The organism is Cellulomonas pakistanensis (genome assembly GCF_016862755.1).
GTDB classification, from domain to species: Bacteria; Actinomycetota; Actinomycetes; order Actinomycetales; family Cellulomonadaceae; genus Cellulomonas; species Cellulomonas pakistanensis.
Window position 1 is genome coordinate 1 of sequence record NZ_BONO01000015.1, and the last position, 15,401, is coordinate 15,401.

Below are 15,401 nucleotides of genomic sequence, written 5' to 3' on the forward strand. Positions count from 1 at the left end.
GGGGGTGCACGTTCGTGCACCCCCGCCGCGGACCCGCCGGCCGAGCCGCCGACCGTCCCGTCAGGCGCGGCCCGTGAGGACGCGCGCCTCCGCGACCAGGTAGATCGAGCCGGTCACGAGCACCGCCGCGCCGCGCTCGACCTCGCGCTCCGCGAGGTCGGCCGCGAGCGTGACCGCCTCGTCGAGCCGCTCGCGCACGTGCACCCGGTCCTCGCCGAACACGTCGACCGCGATCTCGGCCAGGTCGTCGACCTCCATCGCCCGCGGGTTCGACGCCCGGGTGACGACGACCTCCGCCAGGTACGGCTCCAGGACCGCGAGGATCGCCTCGGGGTCCTTGTCCGCCATCGCGCCGACGACGCCGACGATCCGCTGGAACGCGAACGCCTCCTCGACGGCCGCGACCAGCGCCTCGGCGCCGGCGGGGTTGTGCGCGCCGTCGACCAGCACGGTCGGGCTCGACCGGACCAGCTCGAGGCGGCCCGGCGAGTCGACGTCCGCGAACGCCGCCTCCACCACCGAGCCGTCCAGCGCGCCGCCGCCCGCGATCAGCGCCTCGACGGCCGCGAGCGCCGCGAGCGCGTTGTGCGCCTGGTGCTCGCCGTGCAGCGGCAGGAACACGTCCGTGTAGACGCCGCCCGAGCCGCGCAGCGTGAGCAGCTGGCCCCCGACGGCGACCTGCCGGTCCACGACGTCGATGTCGACGCCCTCGCGGACCACCCGCGCGCCGCGCTCGGCGGCGGCCTCGAGGATGACGCCCTCGGCGTCCTCCTCCTGGCGGGACAGCACGAGGGTCGCGCCGTCCTTCACGATGCCCGACTTCTCCCCCGCGATCTCGACCAGCGTGTGCCCGAGGTACCGCTCGTGGTCGTAGGCGACCGGGGTGATGACCGCGACCTCGCCGTCGGCGACGTTCGTCGCGTCCCAGCGCCCGCCCATGCCGACCTCGACCACGGCGACGTCCACCGGCGCGTCCGCGAACGCCGCGAACGCCATGACGGTGAACACCTCGAAGAAGCTGAGCCGCGGGCGGCCCTCGGCCTGCTCCTTGACGTCGACCATGTGCACGTACGGCGCGACGTCCTGCCAGGTGGCGACGAACGCCTCGTCGGAGATCGGCTCCCCGTCGATCGCGATCCGCTCGGTCACCCGGTGCAGGTGCGGGCTGGTGAACCGGCCCGTCCGCAGCCCGTGCTCGCGCACCAGGCGCTCGACCATGCGGGCCGTCGACGTCTTGCCGTTCGTGCCGGTGAGGTGGATGACCCGGTACGCCTTCTGCGGGTCGCCGAGCAGCTCGCACACCGCCGCGACCCGGTCGAGGGTCGGGTCGATGTCGTGCTCGGGCGCCCGCTCGAGAATGCCCGCGTACACCTCGTCGGCGGCGCGGCGGGCGGCCTGGGCGGCCTCGTCGCGCTGGTGGTCCGCTCCCCCGCGGCCCTTGGCGGCCATCAGACGTCCACCCGCTCGACGCCGACGGCGAGCTCGGAGCCCGAGTCGTCGACGACCACCTCCGTCGCGAGCGTCTCGCGCGCGATGAACTCCCGGTGCGCCTCCACCGCCGCCCGGTGCCCCGCCGGGACGCCCAGCGTCAGCCGGATCCGGTCGGTCACCACGAGGTCGGCCGCCTTGCGGGCGTCCTGCACCGCGCGGACGACGTCGCGGGCGTAGCCCTCGGCCAGCAGCGCCTCGTCCAGCGCCAGGTCGAGCACCACGAACCCGCCCGAGGGCAGCACGCCCGCGGCCAGCGCCGGCGCCTCGCCCTCGGCGGTGGTGACGTCGATCGACGTCGTCAGCTCGTACTCGGACGGCTGCATCGGGACGTCGCCGTCGTCGGTGCGCACGACCACGGTGCCCTCGGCGTCGGTGGACCAGTCCCCGGCCTTGGCGGCGCGGATCACGGCCTGGACGCCGCGGCCCAGGCGGGGGCCGGCGGCGCGGGCGTTCACCGCGAGGTTGCTGCGGACCGCGACGCCGCCCGCGGCGGCCTCCTCGACCGTCGAGAGCGTGACGCGCTTGACGTTGAGCTCGGCGGCGAGCAGGTCCGCGAACGGCTGCAGGGCCTCCGGGGTCGCCGTGGCGACGCGCAGCTCGCTCAGCGGCTGCCGCACGCGCAGCCCGTGGGCCTTGCGCAGCGCCAGGGCGGCGGACACCGCCTCGCGCACGCCGTCGACCGCGGCGACCAGGTCGTCGTCGGCCGCGAGCGCCAGGTCGTCGGCCCCGCCGTCGCCCAGGGTCGGCCAGTCGGACAGGTGCACGGAGCGGTCGCCGGTCAGGCCGCGCCACACCTCCTCCGACAGCAGCGGGGCCAGCGGCGCCATGACGCGGGTTAGCGTCTCGAGCGACGTCCACAGCGTGTCGAACGCCGCCTGGTCCTCCGCCCAGAACCGGTCGCGCTGCGTGCGGACGTACCAGTTTGTCAGCAGGTCCAGGTGCACGCGGACGGTCTCGCAGGCGCCGGGCACGTCGTACGCGTCGAGCTGCGCGGTGACGGTCTCGACCAGCTTCCGCGTCCGGGCGAGCACGTACCGGTCCATCGTGGTGACCGGGGTGTCCGGCGTGACCCGGCCCGCGGTGAGACCCGCCCCCTGGTTCGCCGCGTTGGCGTAGAGCGCGAAGAAGTACCAGGTGCTCCACAGCGGGAGCAGCACCTGGCGGACCTCCGAGCGGATGCCCTCCTCGGTGACGACCAGGTTGCCGCCGCGCAGGATCGGCGACGCCATGAGGAACCAGCGCATCGCGTCCGAGCCGTCGCGGTCGAACACCTCGTTGACGTCCGGGTAGTTCCGCAGCGACTTGCTCATCTTGCGGCCGTCCGAGCCCAGCACGATGCCGTGCGAGACGGACGTGCGGAACGCCGGGCGGTCGAACAGCGCGGTCGCGAGCACGTGCAGCAGGTAGAACCAGCCGCGGGTCTGCCCGATGTACTCCGTGATGAAGTCGCCCGGGTAGTGGTGCTCGAACCAGTCGGCGTTCTCGAACGGGTAGTGCACCTGGGCGTACGGCATCGACCCGGAGTCGAACCACACGTCGAGCACGTCCGGGATGCGGCGCATGGTCGAGCGCCCGGTCGGGTCGTCCGGGTTCGGCCGGGTCAGGTCGTCGATGAACGGCCGGTGCAGGTCGGGCTCGCCGGCGTCGTTCAGCGGCAGCCGGCCGAAGTCGGCCTCCAGCTCGGCGAACGAGCCGTACACGTCGATGCGCGGGTGCGCCGGGTCGTCGCTCACCCACACCGGGATCGGCGTGCCCCAGTACCGGTTGCGGGACACCGACCAGTCGCGGGCGTTCGCCAGCCAGTTGCCGAACTGGCCGTCCTTGATGTGCTCCGGCACCCAGGAGATGTCCTGGTTCAGCTCGACCATCCGGTCGCGGAAGGCGGTGACCTTCACGAACCAGGACGACACGGCCTTGTAGATCAGCGGCTTCCGGCACCGCCAGCAGTGCGGGTACGAGTGCACGTACGACGCCTGGCGCAGCAGGCGGCCGTCGGCGCGCAGCCGCTGCGTGATGGGCTTGTTCGCGTCGAACACCTGCTGGCCCTCGAAGTCGGGCACCAGGGACGTGAACTTCCCGCCCTCGTCGACGCTCAGCACCGTCGGGATGCCGACGGCCTCGCAGGTCTCCTGGTCGACCTCGCCGTAGGCCGGGGCCTGGTGCACCACGCCGGTGCCGTCCTCGGTGGTGACGTAGTCGGCGAGCAGGATCTGGAACCCGTGCTCGGCCATGCCGGGCTGGTCCGCGAGGTAGTCGAACAGCCGCTCGTACCGGACGCCGGCCAGGTCGGCGCCGCGCACCTCGCGGGTCACGGCGGCCAGGGCGTCGTCGGCGGAGTCGTAGCCGAGGTCCTTGGCGTAGCCCTTGACGAGGTCGCGGGCGAGCAGGAAGGCGCCCGCGCTGGCGCTGGTGCCGTTCGGGCCCGCGGGGACCACCGCGTAGGCGACCTCGGGGCCGACCGCGAGCGCCGAGTTGGTCGGCAGCGTCCACGGGGTCGTCGTCCAGGCGAGGGCGGCGACGCCGTCCAGGCCGAGCTCGGCCGTGCGCTCGCCGGTCAGCGGGAACGTCACCGTGACCGTCTGGTCCTGGACGTCCTTGTAGACGTCGTCGTCCATCCGCAGCTCGTGGTTCGACAGCGGCGTCTGGTCGTTCCAGCAGTAGGGCAGCACGCGGTAGCCCTCGTACGCCCAGCCCTTGTCGTACAGGCGCTTGAACGCCCAGATGACCGACTCCATGTAGGACGCGTCGAGCGTCTTGTAGTCGTGCTCGAAGTCGACCCAGCGCGCCTGGCGCGTCACGTACACCTGCCACTCGTCGGTGTACCGCAGCACCGACGTCCGGCAGGCGTCGTTGAACGCCTTGATGCCCATCTCCTCGATCTGGGACTTGTCGGTGATGCCGAGGATCCGCTCCGCCTCGAGCTCCGCCGGCAGGCCGTGCGTGTCCCAGCCGAACCGGCGCTCGACGCGGCGGCCCCGCTGCGTCTGGTACCGGCCGACGATGTCCTTGGCGTACCCGGTAAGCAGGTGGCCGTAGTGCGGCAGCCCGTTCGCGAACGGCGGGCCGTCGTAGAACACGAACTCGTTCGCGCCGTCCTCACCGGCGTCGCGGGCGTCGATCGACGCCTGGAACGTCCCGTCGGACTCCCAGTACGCGAGGACGTCCTTCTCCAGCGCGGGCAGGTCCGGGGACGCGGGCAGGCCGAACGAGGCGCCCGGCGCGACGGGCGCGGCGCGGCGGCCGGTCGGGGTGCGGTGCAGCGGATAGGCCATGGCGGATGGCGCTCCTGGTGGTCGGCGGGCCCGGGGGCCCGCGGTGCGGTGGCGGATCCACGGGGACGACGTCACGCCCGGGCCTGAGCCCCGGCGGGCACCGCGGTACCACCCCGCTTGCCGATCGCCTCGCCCGCGGGTGCGGGGTCGGCGCGCGACCACTCTGCTGCGGCTGTAACGGGCCTGCCCCGTCCGGGTCTACTGGGGGTCCGTCGCGTGCGTGCTGCGGCTCGCCCTGTTCTTCCGGAGGCTCCCCGGTGATGGCCGGATCGGTGCCTGTGGGGACGAGTGTAGCGAGGGCGTCCAGCGGGGTGCGATCACCCTGCCTCGTCGGGATCACCGGGAGGGAGCATGTACGCGACGTCGTCCAGGACCGGGCCGCGCTCGGGGATCCGGTTCCACCACCACGCGGATCGCGGACCGCCCCCGTCGATCCGCTGGACGATCTTGTGCACATCAGGGACGGTGAAGCCCAGGAAGCGCTGGTCGACGGCATCCAGCGCCGACCTCATGTCCGCGCGTTCGCGATCGCCCAGCGCCTGCATCAGCGGCTCCAGCACGTCGCGGAGGTAGTTCGCGGCGATCAGGTCGTAGACGCCCCACACGTCTGCACGCTCACGGCTCCCGGCCGCCGGATGCGCTCGGGCCTCCCTCTCGAGCCGGCTGACGTGGTGCCCCCAGGCACCGACGAGCTCGGCCAGGGTGTGGACCCCCATGGCGCCACGGTCGACAGAGATGTTCCGCCACGACGTCATCCGGCGACATCCACCTCCTCTCGACCGTCTTGAGCTGGTCACATGCGGGTCTCGAGGTCGTAGGCCAGGAACGTGACCTCCGCCGGGTCACCTGCCGGCGCCACGATCGCGAGGTAGGTCTGCCCCGCGGGCCTGAGGTCCGCCGCGGGGACGTGCAGGTCGACGTACGCGCCCATCATGTCGACGACCCAGTCGTTGAGGTCGCCTGCGGTCGAGTAGTCGACGAGCGGGAGCGAGCTCGATCCGGGGGCGTCCGGGGTGAGCATCACGACGGCCTGGTCCGTGGGCAGCATCACGCGGACGAGCGTCGCGTCCTCGATCCACACCTCGTCCTCCGACTCGAAGTCGACGATGTCGACCTCGACACGCGCGGCGTCCTCGGGGATGTTGAGGTCGAACTCCTCGAGGGCTGCCTGCGCGACCCGGCGTGCGTCGTCCTCAGGCACGGGCGTCGCGTAGCGAGCCACCTGCACCCCGGACTTGAGACCGACGCCGTTCGGCTGGAGGTCCCATGCATGGCGGAACAGCCAGTCGTCACGGACGGTGAACGCCGCGAACGTCAGCCCGGCGACGACACCGGCGAGCGCGCTCACGAGGACGAGCGCAGCGCGGCGCACCCACGTCGGTGTCCCGCCCATCGTCAGGCGTCCCGGCTCGTCGACGCCACGAGGCGATCAGTCCGGCGCGCGTCGGGGAGGCCGTCGGGCTCGCCCGACCGGGTGGTCATCACGAGCGCACCGTACCGACCCGAGCGGTGGACCGCGGCGGGTTCCGCGTCTGCCACCCGACCGGCGCACGGATGCACGAGCCGGCGGGCCGTCACGGCCGCTCGACCCGCGTTCCGAGCAGCTCCGAGACCGGCACGTCGACCTCGGTCCCGAGCGACTCGAGCACCGCGCGGTCAGACGGGTCCAGGGCGACGTCCTGCTCGGCCAGGAGCTCGCACAGCGTCCGGAGCGCGGCCTCCTCGCCGCGCGTCCGGAGCAGGGCCCCGACGTATCCCGCGTCGCCCGCCGGCAGACCGCGAGCGCGGGCGCGCGCGACCTGCTGCCGCAGCGCGGCGTCCCGGGCCCGGGCGCGGTCGTCGGCCGCGAACCAGGCGCGGATCTCGTCCTTCGAGCGCCCGCGGAACGGCGGGGAGATCAGCACGGCGGGCCGGCCGGTCGCCACGGCGACGAGGAAGACCACACTCAGCACGACGATCCCGAGGAGCCAGACGGCTGTGAACGGCCCGGGCGGCCCGCTCGGGAAGAGCAGCACGATCCCGGCGACGCCGAGGCAGCTCCAGGCCGTCAGCGCGCTCGCCGGCACGACAGCCCGGGCTAACACCGCCACGTCACCGCTGAAGAGCATCGCCATCTGAGGTTGGGACTGCACGCGACGCAGCGCCTCCGTGTCACCCCGGAGCGCGCGGGACACGACCCACCCCTGCGAGGCGAGGGTGACCGCGAGGACGAGCCCCATCACCACGCGGAAGGCCACAGGCCCGTCCCCTGGGACGTCCCCGGCGGTCGTGACGGCGGTCAGCAGCACCAGGGCACCGTAGCGAGAGGGGACCTCGCGCGCGGGGCCGGTCCTCGCCGTTCACCCAGTCGTGCGTCGATCCCCGCCTCTCCACGCCGGGTGGTTCGACTGCCGAGCCGCGCTTGCGCCTGCGCCATTGCCCGGTCGAGCGAGTCGTAGCCCGACGTCTCGGGCCACACGTGGTCACCCTCCCGCCCGGCGCCGGCGAACCTCAGGTAGTAGAGACGTCCGTCCGGCCCCAGCGGAGCGGGTTACTCGTCACCCGACGACCCGCTTTCGGACGGGTCCGCGAAGATCGACCGCGGCGGCTGCCCGGAGCGGATCCGCGCGACCGAGTCGAGCCAGTCGTGCCACGCCGCCGGGTCGGACGTGTCTCCGTCCGGCTCCGGCGCGGCGGCGATCAACACGTCCTCGACCGGACCGGGCCCGAGGAGGTGGCACGCGGAGAGGTAGTCAGTCATCACCAGGAACGCCTCGTGCACCGTGAGCGCGCCGAACCCGCCGGACGCCTCCTCGCTGCCGGGGGTCTCCAGCAGACCGCGTGCCGCGAGCGCGCGGCGGATCGCGCGGACCTGGTCCCGGACCGGTTGGTCGACGCGGTCGGCGACGACGAGCGAGCCCGCGCCGAGGGCCTCGACCCGAACGCCGTCGATCGCCCCCACCGCTGCCGGGTCGGCGGACAGGTAGGTCAGCCGACCGACGACCACCGACCCCGGGGCGGGGAGCTGCGCGAGGCCGAGCTCGGCCGAGTAGCAGGACGCCCAGGACGGGTCCCACGACTCGACGGCTGCGCGCACGGTCGCGTTCACACCGGCGGGACCCATCGCACCTGCGACGGGCGGCGGGACGGTCAGGCGCACGCGGCTCGTGGCGCCGGCCGTCGTGCCGAGCGCGCAGAGGAGCTGAGCAGCCGGTCGGGTCGCGGTGGTCAGCACCAGGTTCGTCGTGTCGCCGTCCTGGCGGAGCAGGGCGTGGAGACCCTCAGGGCCGAGCGGCGCTCGAACGCCCGGTCCGGCCACGTACCAGGCCGTGAACGACGGGTGCAGTCGCTCGATCGCGCGGAGGAACCGCGCCACCCGGTCCGCCAGCGCGGTCGACGGCTCGTCGCGGGCGCCCCACCGCGCGTCGATCGTCCAGCGGTCGGCCACGTCCCCGGTCCCGGCGGCACGACCGGACGTCAGGCCGTGACCGGCGGCTGCGCGGACCACGGGAACGTGATCCACCGGTCGGTCCGCCGCCACACGAAGTCGGGCGCGACGATCGAGTGCGACTTCGCGTACAGCACCGCCGTGCGCGCCTCCTCGCAGTGCTCGGCGACCAGCCGCTGCACGAGGGCCAGGGTCTCCCCGGTGTCCGCGACGTCGTCGACGACCAGCGCGCGCCGGCCGACCAGCGCGGCGTTGTCGAGCAGCGGCGGCAGGACGACCGGCTCGGGCAGGCGCGCGTCGATCCCGGTGTAGAACTCGACGTTCAGGGTGCCGCACGCCTTCAGGCCCAGGGCGTAGGACAGCGCGCCGGCGGGCAGCAGGCCGCCGCGGGCCACCGCCACCACGACGTCGGGCTCGAACCCGGACTCGACCACCGCGCGCGCCAGGTCGCGCGCCGCCTCGCCGAACTCGTCCCAGCCGAGGATCTCGCGCTCGTCGGGCAGGTCCTGGCCGGGTGCGGCCTCCGCAGTCGTCATGCCGGTCAGGCTAGCCGCCGCACGTGTGCGCCAGGTTTCGCGCGGCGGTCGGGACCCGGTGCGGCCGCGGTCGTGCGCGGCGCGTCCGCGTCAGGCGCTCTCGCGCAGCGCCCGCCGGCGGTTCTCGTGCTCGAACAGCTCGTGCGCGAGCGCGCGGTAGCCGTCCGGGTCGGCCTGCGCGTCCATCCGCTGCAGGCGCCCGCGCAGGTCGGCGATGTGCCGGGTCAGCTCCATCTCGACCAGCGCCATGACCAGCCCGCGGGCGTAGCCGGGCAGCCGGTCGGGCCGGTCCTCGGGCAGCGGCGCGACCGCGAGCCGGGTGATCAGGCCCTCGACCGGCGACGCGGCCTCCTCACGGACGGCCTCGACCCAGCCGACCGCCCCGGCCGGTCCCTGCGCGGCGACCTTGGCGCGCGCGGCGGCGGCCCCGCCCGCGGCGCGGATCGCGGCGTGCACGGCCCGGTACGCGGGCGCGGTGAACGCCTCCGGCGGCAGGTCGTCGAACTCCGGCGGCACGGCGTCCGGCATCTGCAGCACGGCCTCCAGGGCGCGCCGCTCGGTGGCCGTGACCGGGTCGCGGGGATCGGGCATGGCCATCTGCGGCGCGGGCAGCGGGGTCGTGCCGCCGCCCGGGCCGGCCTGGTCGAGGTCGTGCGGGGGCCCGTCGTCGTACGGCTCGGGGGGTGGCTCGTCGAACCGCTGGCCACCGCCGCCGCCCTGGCCGAAGCGGCCGTCGCCGCCGCCGCGCCGGTCGTCCCAGCGCCCGCCGCCTCCGCCGCCGGGCCCGCGCGAGCCGCCGCCCTGGCCGCCGCCGGGCCGCCCGCCGCGCTGGCCGCCCCGGCCGCCGTCGCGGCGCCAGCCGCCCTCCTCCGGGCCCGGGGGCACGAAGGTCGACCGGCCGCCGTTCTGCCCGTACCCGCCCTGGCCGTAGGCCGACGGGGACGACCCGCGCCCGCCGCCGGTGCCGCCGCCGGACCGCCCGCCGCGACCCGCCTGCTGCACCGCGCGCTGCACGGTCTCCATGTCCATGCCGAGCCAGCCGGCGAGCATGCGGGTGTACTCCGGCCGCAGCGCGGCGTCCCGGATGCCGCCCGGGATCGGCGCGGCGGCGCGCAGCGCGGCGACCCGGCCCTCGGCGGTGTGCAGGTCGAAGCCCTGCAGCGTCGTGCGGATGACGAACTCGAACAGCGGCTGCCGGGACTTCACCAGCGCGCGCACCGCGTCCGGGCCCTGGGCCTGGCGCAGGTCGCACGGGTCCATGCCGCCGTCGGCGACGGCCACGAAGGTCTGCGCGCTGAACGACTGGTCCTCGCCGAACGCCTTCATCGCGGCCTTCTGCCCGGCGGAGTCGCCGTCGAAGGTGAACACGACCTCCCCGCCGACCGACTCCCCCGACGCCAGCTGGATGCCGCTGCCGGCCCCGCCCGCGCCCATGAGCCGCCGCACGATCCGCGCGTGGTCCGAGCCGAACGCCGTGCCGCAGGTCGCGACGGCGGTGCCGACGCCGGACAGGTGCATGGCCATGACGTCGGTGTATCCCTCGACGACGACGACCTGCTTGTTCTTCGCGATCTCGCGCTTCGCCAGGTCGATGCCGTAGAGCACCTGGGACTTCTTGTAGAGCGGCGTCTCGGGGGTGTTGAGGTACTTCGGGCCCTGGTCGTCCTCGTGGAGCCGGCGTGCGCCGAACCCGACGACGTCGCCGGTGACCTCACGGATCGGCCACACCAGGCGGCCGCGGAACCGGTCGTACAGCCCGCGGTTGCCCTGGCTCATCAGGCCGCTGGCGGTGAGCTCGGCCTCGGTGAACGAGCGGCCGCGCAGGTGCCGCAGCAGGTGGTCCCAGCCCTGGGGCGCGTAGCCGACGCCGAACTGGTCCGCGGCGGCGCGGTCGAACCCGCGCTCGGCGAGGAACTGCCGGGCGATCGCCGCCTCGGGGGTGAGCAGCTGCTCGACGAAGTACTCGGCCGCGACGCGGTGCGCCTCGAGCAGCCGCTGGCGCTTGCCGGGCTCGTGACCCGGGCGCGGGCCGCCGCCCTCCTCGTACCGCAGCGTGACGCCCGCGCGGCCGGCCAGGTACTCGACGGCCTCGGTGAACGGCAGGCCGTCGATCTTCTGGATGAAGTCGATGACGTCGCCGCCCTCGCCGCACCCGAAGCAGTGGTAGAGCCCGACCTGCGGGCGGACGTGGAACGACGGGGACTTCTCGTCGTGGAAGGGGCACAGGCCCTTCATCGAGCCGACGCCGGCGGTCTTCAGCGCGACGTGCTCGCCGACGACGTCCTCGATCCGGGCGCGCTCGCGGACCGTCTGCACGTCCTCCCGCCGGATCCGTCCCGCCACGGGCACGATCCTAGGCGCCGCTGGAGGCCCACCCGGCCGGTCGTGACCAGCGCCACCGCCGAGGTCGTCGGTCGCGTCCACCACGGGGGTGGCGCAACCGACGACCTGGGGCGGAGCCGACGACGTCGCGCTCGTCAGTACCGCGGCGGGGGCGCCAGGCGCGCGTGCCAGGCGGCGGCGGACACGTCCGTCAGGCTCGCCACCTGGTCCACCACGACCCGCAGCCGGGCCGCGTCGTCCGCCGCGGCGCGCCAGTCCGCCGCGAACGGCGGCTCCAGCGCGAGCGGCGCCCGGTCGGACAGCACCTGCACGAGGTCGGCGAGGATCTCCCGCTGCCGCTGGTAGAGCGGCTCGAGCTCGCGCGGCGCCATGACGAACGCGACCGCGAGGCCCTTGAGCACGAGGATCTCGGCCTGCGTCTCCTCCGGGACGATGAGGTCGGCGGCGTACCGGGTCAGCGGCCCGGGGCCGTACCGCTCGCGGGTGGCGACCTGCGCGGCGCGCGCGAACCGGCCGATGAGCTGGCTGGTCGTGTCCTTGAGCGCCGCGAGCGCCCCGCGGGTGCCGTCGAAGCCGGGGCGCCACAGCTCGGCCGCGACGAGCCGGTCCATCGCGGCCTCCAGCCCCGCGGCGTCGATCGCGTCGCCGTACCAGGTGTGGATCGCCTCGACGACCCGCGCGCGCTGGTCCGGCACGGTGAGCACCCACAGGTCGAACCGGCCGCCGACGACCGCGTCCTCCACGTCGTGCACCGAGTACGAGATGTCGTCCGCGAGGTCCATGACCTGCGCCTCGAGGCACTTGCGCCGCTCGGGCGCGCCGTCGCGCAGCCAGGTGAACACGGGCAGGTCGTCCGCGTACACGCCGAACTTGTGGGTCGGCCGGCCGCTCGCGGACAGCGGTCCCTCGCCGGCGCCCCACGGGTACTTCACCGAGGCGTCGAGGCTCGCGCGGGTCAGGTTGAGACCGACCGCGACGCCGTCCGGGGCGACGACCTTCGGCTCCAGCCGGGTGAGCAGCCGCAGCGTCTGGGCGTTGCCCTCGAACCCGCCGATGTCGCGGGAGAGGTGGGCCAGCGCGCGCTCGCCGTTGTGGCCGAACGGCGGGTGGCCGAGGTCGTGCGCGAGGCAGGCGGTGTCCACGACGTCGGGGTCGCAGCCGAGCGTCTTGCCGATCTCCCGGCCGACCTGCGCGACCTCGAGCGTGTGGGTCAGCCGGGTGCGGACGAAGTCGTCCGACGACGGCCCCAGCACCTGGGTCTTCGCGCCGAGCCGGCGCAGCGCCGAGGAGTGCACGAGGCGCGCGCGATCGCGCTCGAACGGGGTCCGGGAGCGCGACTTGGGCGCCTCGGCGACCCAGCGCTCCCGGTCGGCGTCGACGTAGCCGTCGGGAAGCTCGCTGGTCACGGACCCGAGTTTATCGGGGTGAGGCTCGCTCACCACGCCGACGTCGGCAGTCGCGCGCCGAGGTCGGCACCCCGAGGTGCCGATCTCGCACCGGGAGTGCCGCGCTCGCGCCCACCCCCTCGCACCCGCCCCGGCTCACGCCAGGCGCCACACCTGCACGCCCGGCCCGTCGCCCGGCAGCCGCAGCCCGCCCGGCTCCACCGCGAGCGCGGCGCCGCCGTACAGGTTCTCCGGCTGCTCCCCCGCCGCCAGCAGGTGGCCCGGCAGCAGCGCGCCCCGCCACGGCGCGCGCGACGCGAGCACCAGCACCCGCTCGCCCGCCGTCTCCCGCAGGTACGCGATCGCGTCGTCCCGGACCAGCGCCCAGCGCAGCCCGCCCTCGCGGAGCGCCCGCGACGACCGGCGCAGCGCGATCAGCGACCGGTACGTGGCGAACAGCCCGGCGTCCCACGCGGGACCACCGCCGGCGTCGATCTGCGCCCACGGCATCGGCACCCGGGAGTTCTCGCCGTTGCGCCCGGTCAGCCCGCCCTCGTCGCCCGCGAACAGCACCGGCGTGCCCGGGTAGGTCATGAGCAGGCCGACGCCGACCTCGACCAGGTCCCGCGAGCCCACGATCGTCCGGAACCGCGCCGTGTCGTGCGAGCCGAGCAGGTTCCACTGGTGGGTGGTGACGCTCCACGGGACAGCGGCGCCGAACTCGCGCATGGCGGCCACCGCGGCCGGCCCGGGCCGGCGCGGGATGCCGACCGGCAGCTCCACGTAGCGGAGCGCCGCCGCGGGGTCCGCGAGCCACGTCCACACCGGCCGGGTGAACGCGGAGTAGTTCATCGTGCCGTGCCAGCCGCCGGCCGCGCGCAGGTCGGCACCGGCGTCGTGGAAGTGCTCGGCGATCAGCGCGGCGTCCGGGTTGATCGCGGCCATCGCGGCGCGCATCCGCTCCGCGACCTCGTGCGTCATGTCGTCCGCGCCCTGGCGGCCGGTCATGTTGGCCACGTCGACCCGCCAGCCGTCCATCGCGAAGGGCTCGGCGAGGTAGCGCCCGACGACCGACGACGGCCCGTCGAACATGCGCGACGCCAGCGCGGGCGCGTGGTGGTCGAGCTTCGGCAGCGACGCGTGCCCGAGCCAGCCGACGTAGCCGGGCGCGGCGTCCTGCCAGTAGTAGAACGACCGCTCCTCGGCGGACGGGTCCTCGACCGCGCGCCGGAACCAGTCGTGCGCGTCGCCCGTGTGGTTGGTCGTGAGGTCGCCGACCAGCCGCATGCCGCGCCCGTGCAGCGCGCGGGACAGCGAGGCGAACGCCTCGTCGCCGCCGAGCACCGGGTCCACGTGGTCGAAGGTCCGGGCGTCGTACCGGTGGTTCGACCGGCCCGGGAACACCGGCGTCAGGTAGAGCGTGTCGACGCCGAGCCGCTGGAGGTGGTCCAGCCGGTGCTCGATGCCGCCCAGGTCGCCGCCGTACAGCTGCGTGCCGGTGCCCGGCCCGCCGCCGATCGGCTCCTCGTCCCAGGCCGCCGGCAGCGCCCAGTCGGGCAGTTCGCCCGCGGGCGGCCCGTCGTGCCGGCCGGACGACCGCGCGAACCGGTCCGGGAACACCTGGTAGACGACCGCATCCCGCGCCCAGTCGGGCCCCGGCGGCGTGGTCGACAGCCGGAAGTCGGACGCGTCCGGCACGTCGCGGGCGATCGTGCCCTCGCCGTTCAGCCACGCCTGCCCGCCGGGCTGCCCCTCGCCCGCCAGCAGGAACCGGTACGACGTCACCGGGTTGGTGACCGGCACGTCCGCCGTGTACCAGCGCTCGTGCTCGTCGCCCCCGTCCGCGCGGGCCGGGTACACCCGCGGCTCGCCGTCCTCGACGACCCGCAGCCACACGTCCGGCGCCGGCCCGTCGGAGGGCACCCGCAGCCGGACGGGCACGATGTCGCCGAGGGCCGGCGTGCCGGGCGGCACGTACAGCGCGGAACCGTCGTGGTGCGCCCCGAGGGGCACGGCGACGTCGGGGGCGGCGGCGTGGCGGCCGCCGGTGGTGCGGTCGGACAAGCGTCAGCCCTTCACGGAGCCGGCGGTGAGCCCGCCGACGATGTACTTCTGCAGGAACAGGAACAGCGCGACGACCGGGATCGCGGCGAGCACGGCGCCGGCGGCGAAGATGCCCCAGCGGGCGTTCCGCTCGTCGGAGGCCCAGTTGTAGAGGCCCAGCGCCAGCGTGAACCGCTCCGGGCGCTGCAGCACGACCTTGGCGATGATGAACTCGCCGTAGGACGAGATGAAAGACAGCAGGCCGACGACCGCGAGGATCGGGGCCACGAGCCGCAGGATGATCGTCCAGAAGATCTGCGCGTGGCTCGCGCCGTCGATCTTGGCGGCCTCGTCGATCTCGCGCGGGACCGTGTTGAAGAACCCGTACATGAGGAACGTGTTCACGCCGAGCGCGCCGCCGAGGTAGACGCAGATCAGGCCCAGCTGGGTGTTGAGGCCGATCGCCGGGAACACCTCGGACAGCGACAGCAGCAGCAGGAACAGCGCCACGAACGCGAGCATCTGCGGGAACATCTGCACCAGCAGCAGCGTCGTGAGGCCGGACCGGCGGCCGCGGAACCGGAACCTCGAGAACGCGTACGCCGCCGCGGCACCCATCAGGACGGTGCCGACCGCGGTCGCGCTGGACACCACGAGCGAGTTCACCGCCCAGTTCATGTACCCGCGCGGGCCCAGCTCGGTGTAGTTCTCCAGGCTGATGGTGCGGAACAGCTGGTTCGACCCCGTGAGCGTGCCGCCCGGGTTGAGCGACGCGGAGAGGACGTACAGCAGCGGCAGCAGGCAGATCGCGATCATCACGACGCCGACGACGTGCCGCCAGCCGATCTCGGACCACCAGCGGCGGCCGCGCACGGCGGTGTGCAGCTCGGTCGAGCGGGCCATC

The 15,401-nt window shown here is 74.4% G+C and carries 11 protein-coding genes; all 11 read right to left on the reverse strand.

Translation table 11 applies throughout. The annotated features are described in order from the left end of the window. Positions 1-60: 60 nt before the first annotated feature. Positions 61-1,449, reverse strand: coding sequence for a bifunctional folylpolyglutamate synthase/dihydrofolate synthase (locus Cpa01nite_RS10710; protein ID WP_203668759.1), 1,389 nt, complete (start codon positions 1,447-1,449; stop codon positions 61-63). Beyond that, on the reverse strand, positions 1,449-4,763 hold the full coding sequence (ileS, locus tag Cpa01nite_RS10715; protein ID WP_203668760.1) for an isoleucine--tRNA ligase: 3,315 nt from the start codon (positions 4,761-4,763) through the stop codon (positions 1,449-1,451). Before ileS ends, Cpa01nite_RS10710 begins: the two co-directional genes overlap by 1 nt. Positions 4,764-5,080: 317 nt before the next feature. After that, positions 5,081-5,479, reverse strand: a complete 399-nt coding sequence (locus Cpa01nite_RS10720; RefSeq protein ID WP_203668761.1) for a hypothetical protein — start codon at positions 5,477-5,479, stop codon at positions 5,081-5,083. Positions 5,480-5,556: 77 nt separating this feature from the next. Continuing rightward, on the reverse strand, positions 5,557-6,111 hold the full coding sequence (locus Cpa01nite_RS10725) for a hypothetical protein (RefSeq protein ID WP_203668762.1): 555 nt from the start codon (positions 6,109-6,111) through the stop codon (positions 5,557-5,559). Between the two features lie 226 nt (positions 6,112-6,337). After that, complete coding sequence (locus tag Cpa01nite_RS10730; RefSeq protein WP_203668763.1) at positions 6,338-7,051, reverse strand: hypothetical protein; 714 nt, start codon at positions 7,049-7,051, stop codon at positions 6,338-6,340. Between the two features lie 242 nt (positions 7,052-7,293). Next, positions 7,294-8,190 (reverse strand): hypothetical protein, encoded by an 897-nt coding sequence (locus Cpa01nite_RS10735; protein WP_203668764.1) that lies wholly within the window; start codon positions 8,188-8,190, stop codon positions 7,294-7,296. Positions 8,191-8,219: 29 nt separating this feature from the next. Next, positions 8,220-8,726 (reverse strand): phosphoribosyltransferase, encoded by a 507-nt coding sequence (locus tag Cpa01nite_RS10740; RefSeq protein WP_203668765.1) that lies wholly within the window; start codon positions 8,724-8,726, stop codon positions 8,220-8,222. A 90-nt stretch (positions 8,727-8,816) separates the two neighbouring features. Further along, the gene (gene dnaG, locus Cpa01nite_RS18655; RefSeq protein WP_239068704.1) at positions 8,817-11,069 is read right to left on the reverse strand and encodes a DNA primase; all 2,253 of its coding nucleotides are present in this window, start codon (positions 11,067-11,069) and stop codon (positions 8,817-8,819) included. 134 nt (positions 11,070-11,203) lie between these two features. Next, on the reverse strand, positions 11,204-12,475 hold the full coding sequence (locus tag Cpa01nite_RS10755; RefSeq protein WP_203668766.1) for a deoxyguanosinetriphosphate triphosphohydrolase: 1,272 nt from the start codon (positions 12,473-12,475) through the stop codon (positions 11,204-11,206). 135 nt (positions 12,476-12,610) lie between these two features. Next, a complete protein-coding gene (locus Cpa01nite_RS10760) occupies positions 12,611-14,518 on the reverse strand; it encodes a glycoside hydrolase family 13 protein (RefSeq protein WP_239068705.1) in 1,908 nt (635 codons plus the stop codon). A gap of 3 nt (positions 14,519-14,521) precedes the next feature. Continuing rightward, complete coding sequence (locus tag Cpa01nite_RS10765; protein ID WP_203668767.1) at positions 14,522-15,400, reverse strand: sugar ABC transporter permease; 879 nt, start codon at positions 15,398-15,400, stop codon at positions 14,522-14,524. Position 15,401: the final 1 nt, after the last annotated feature.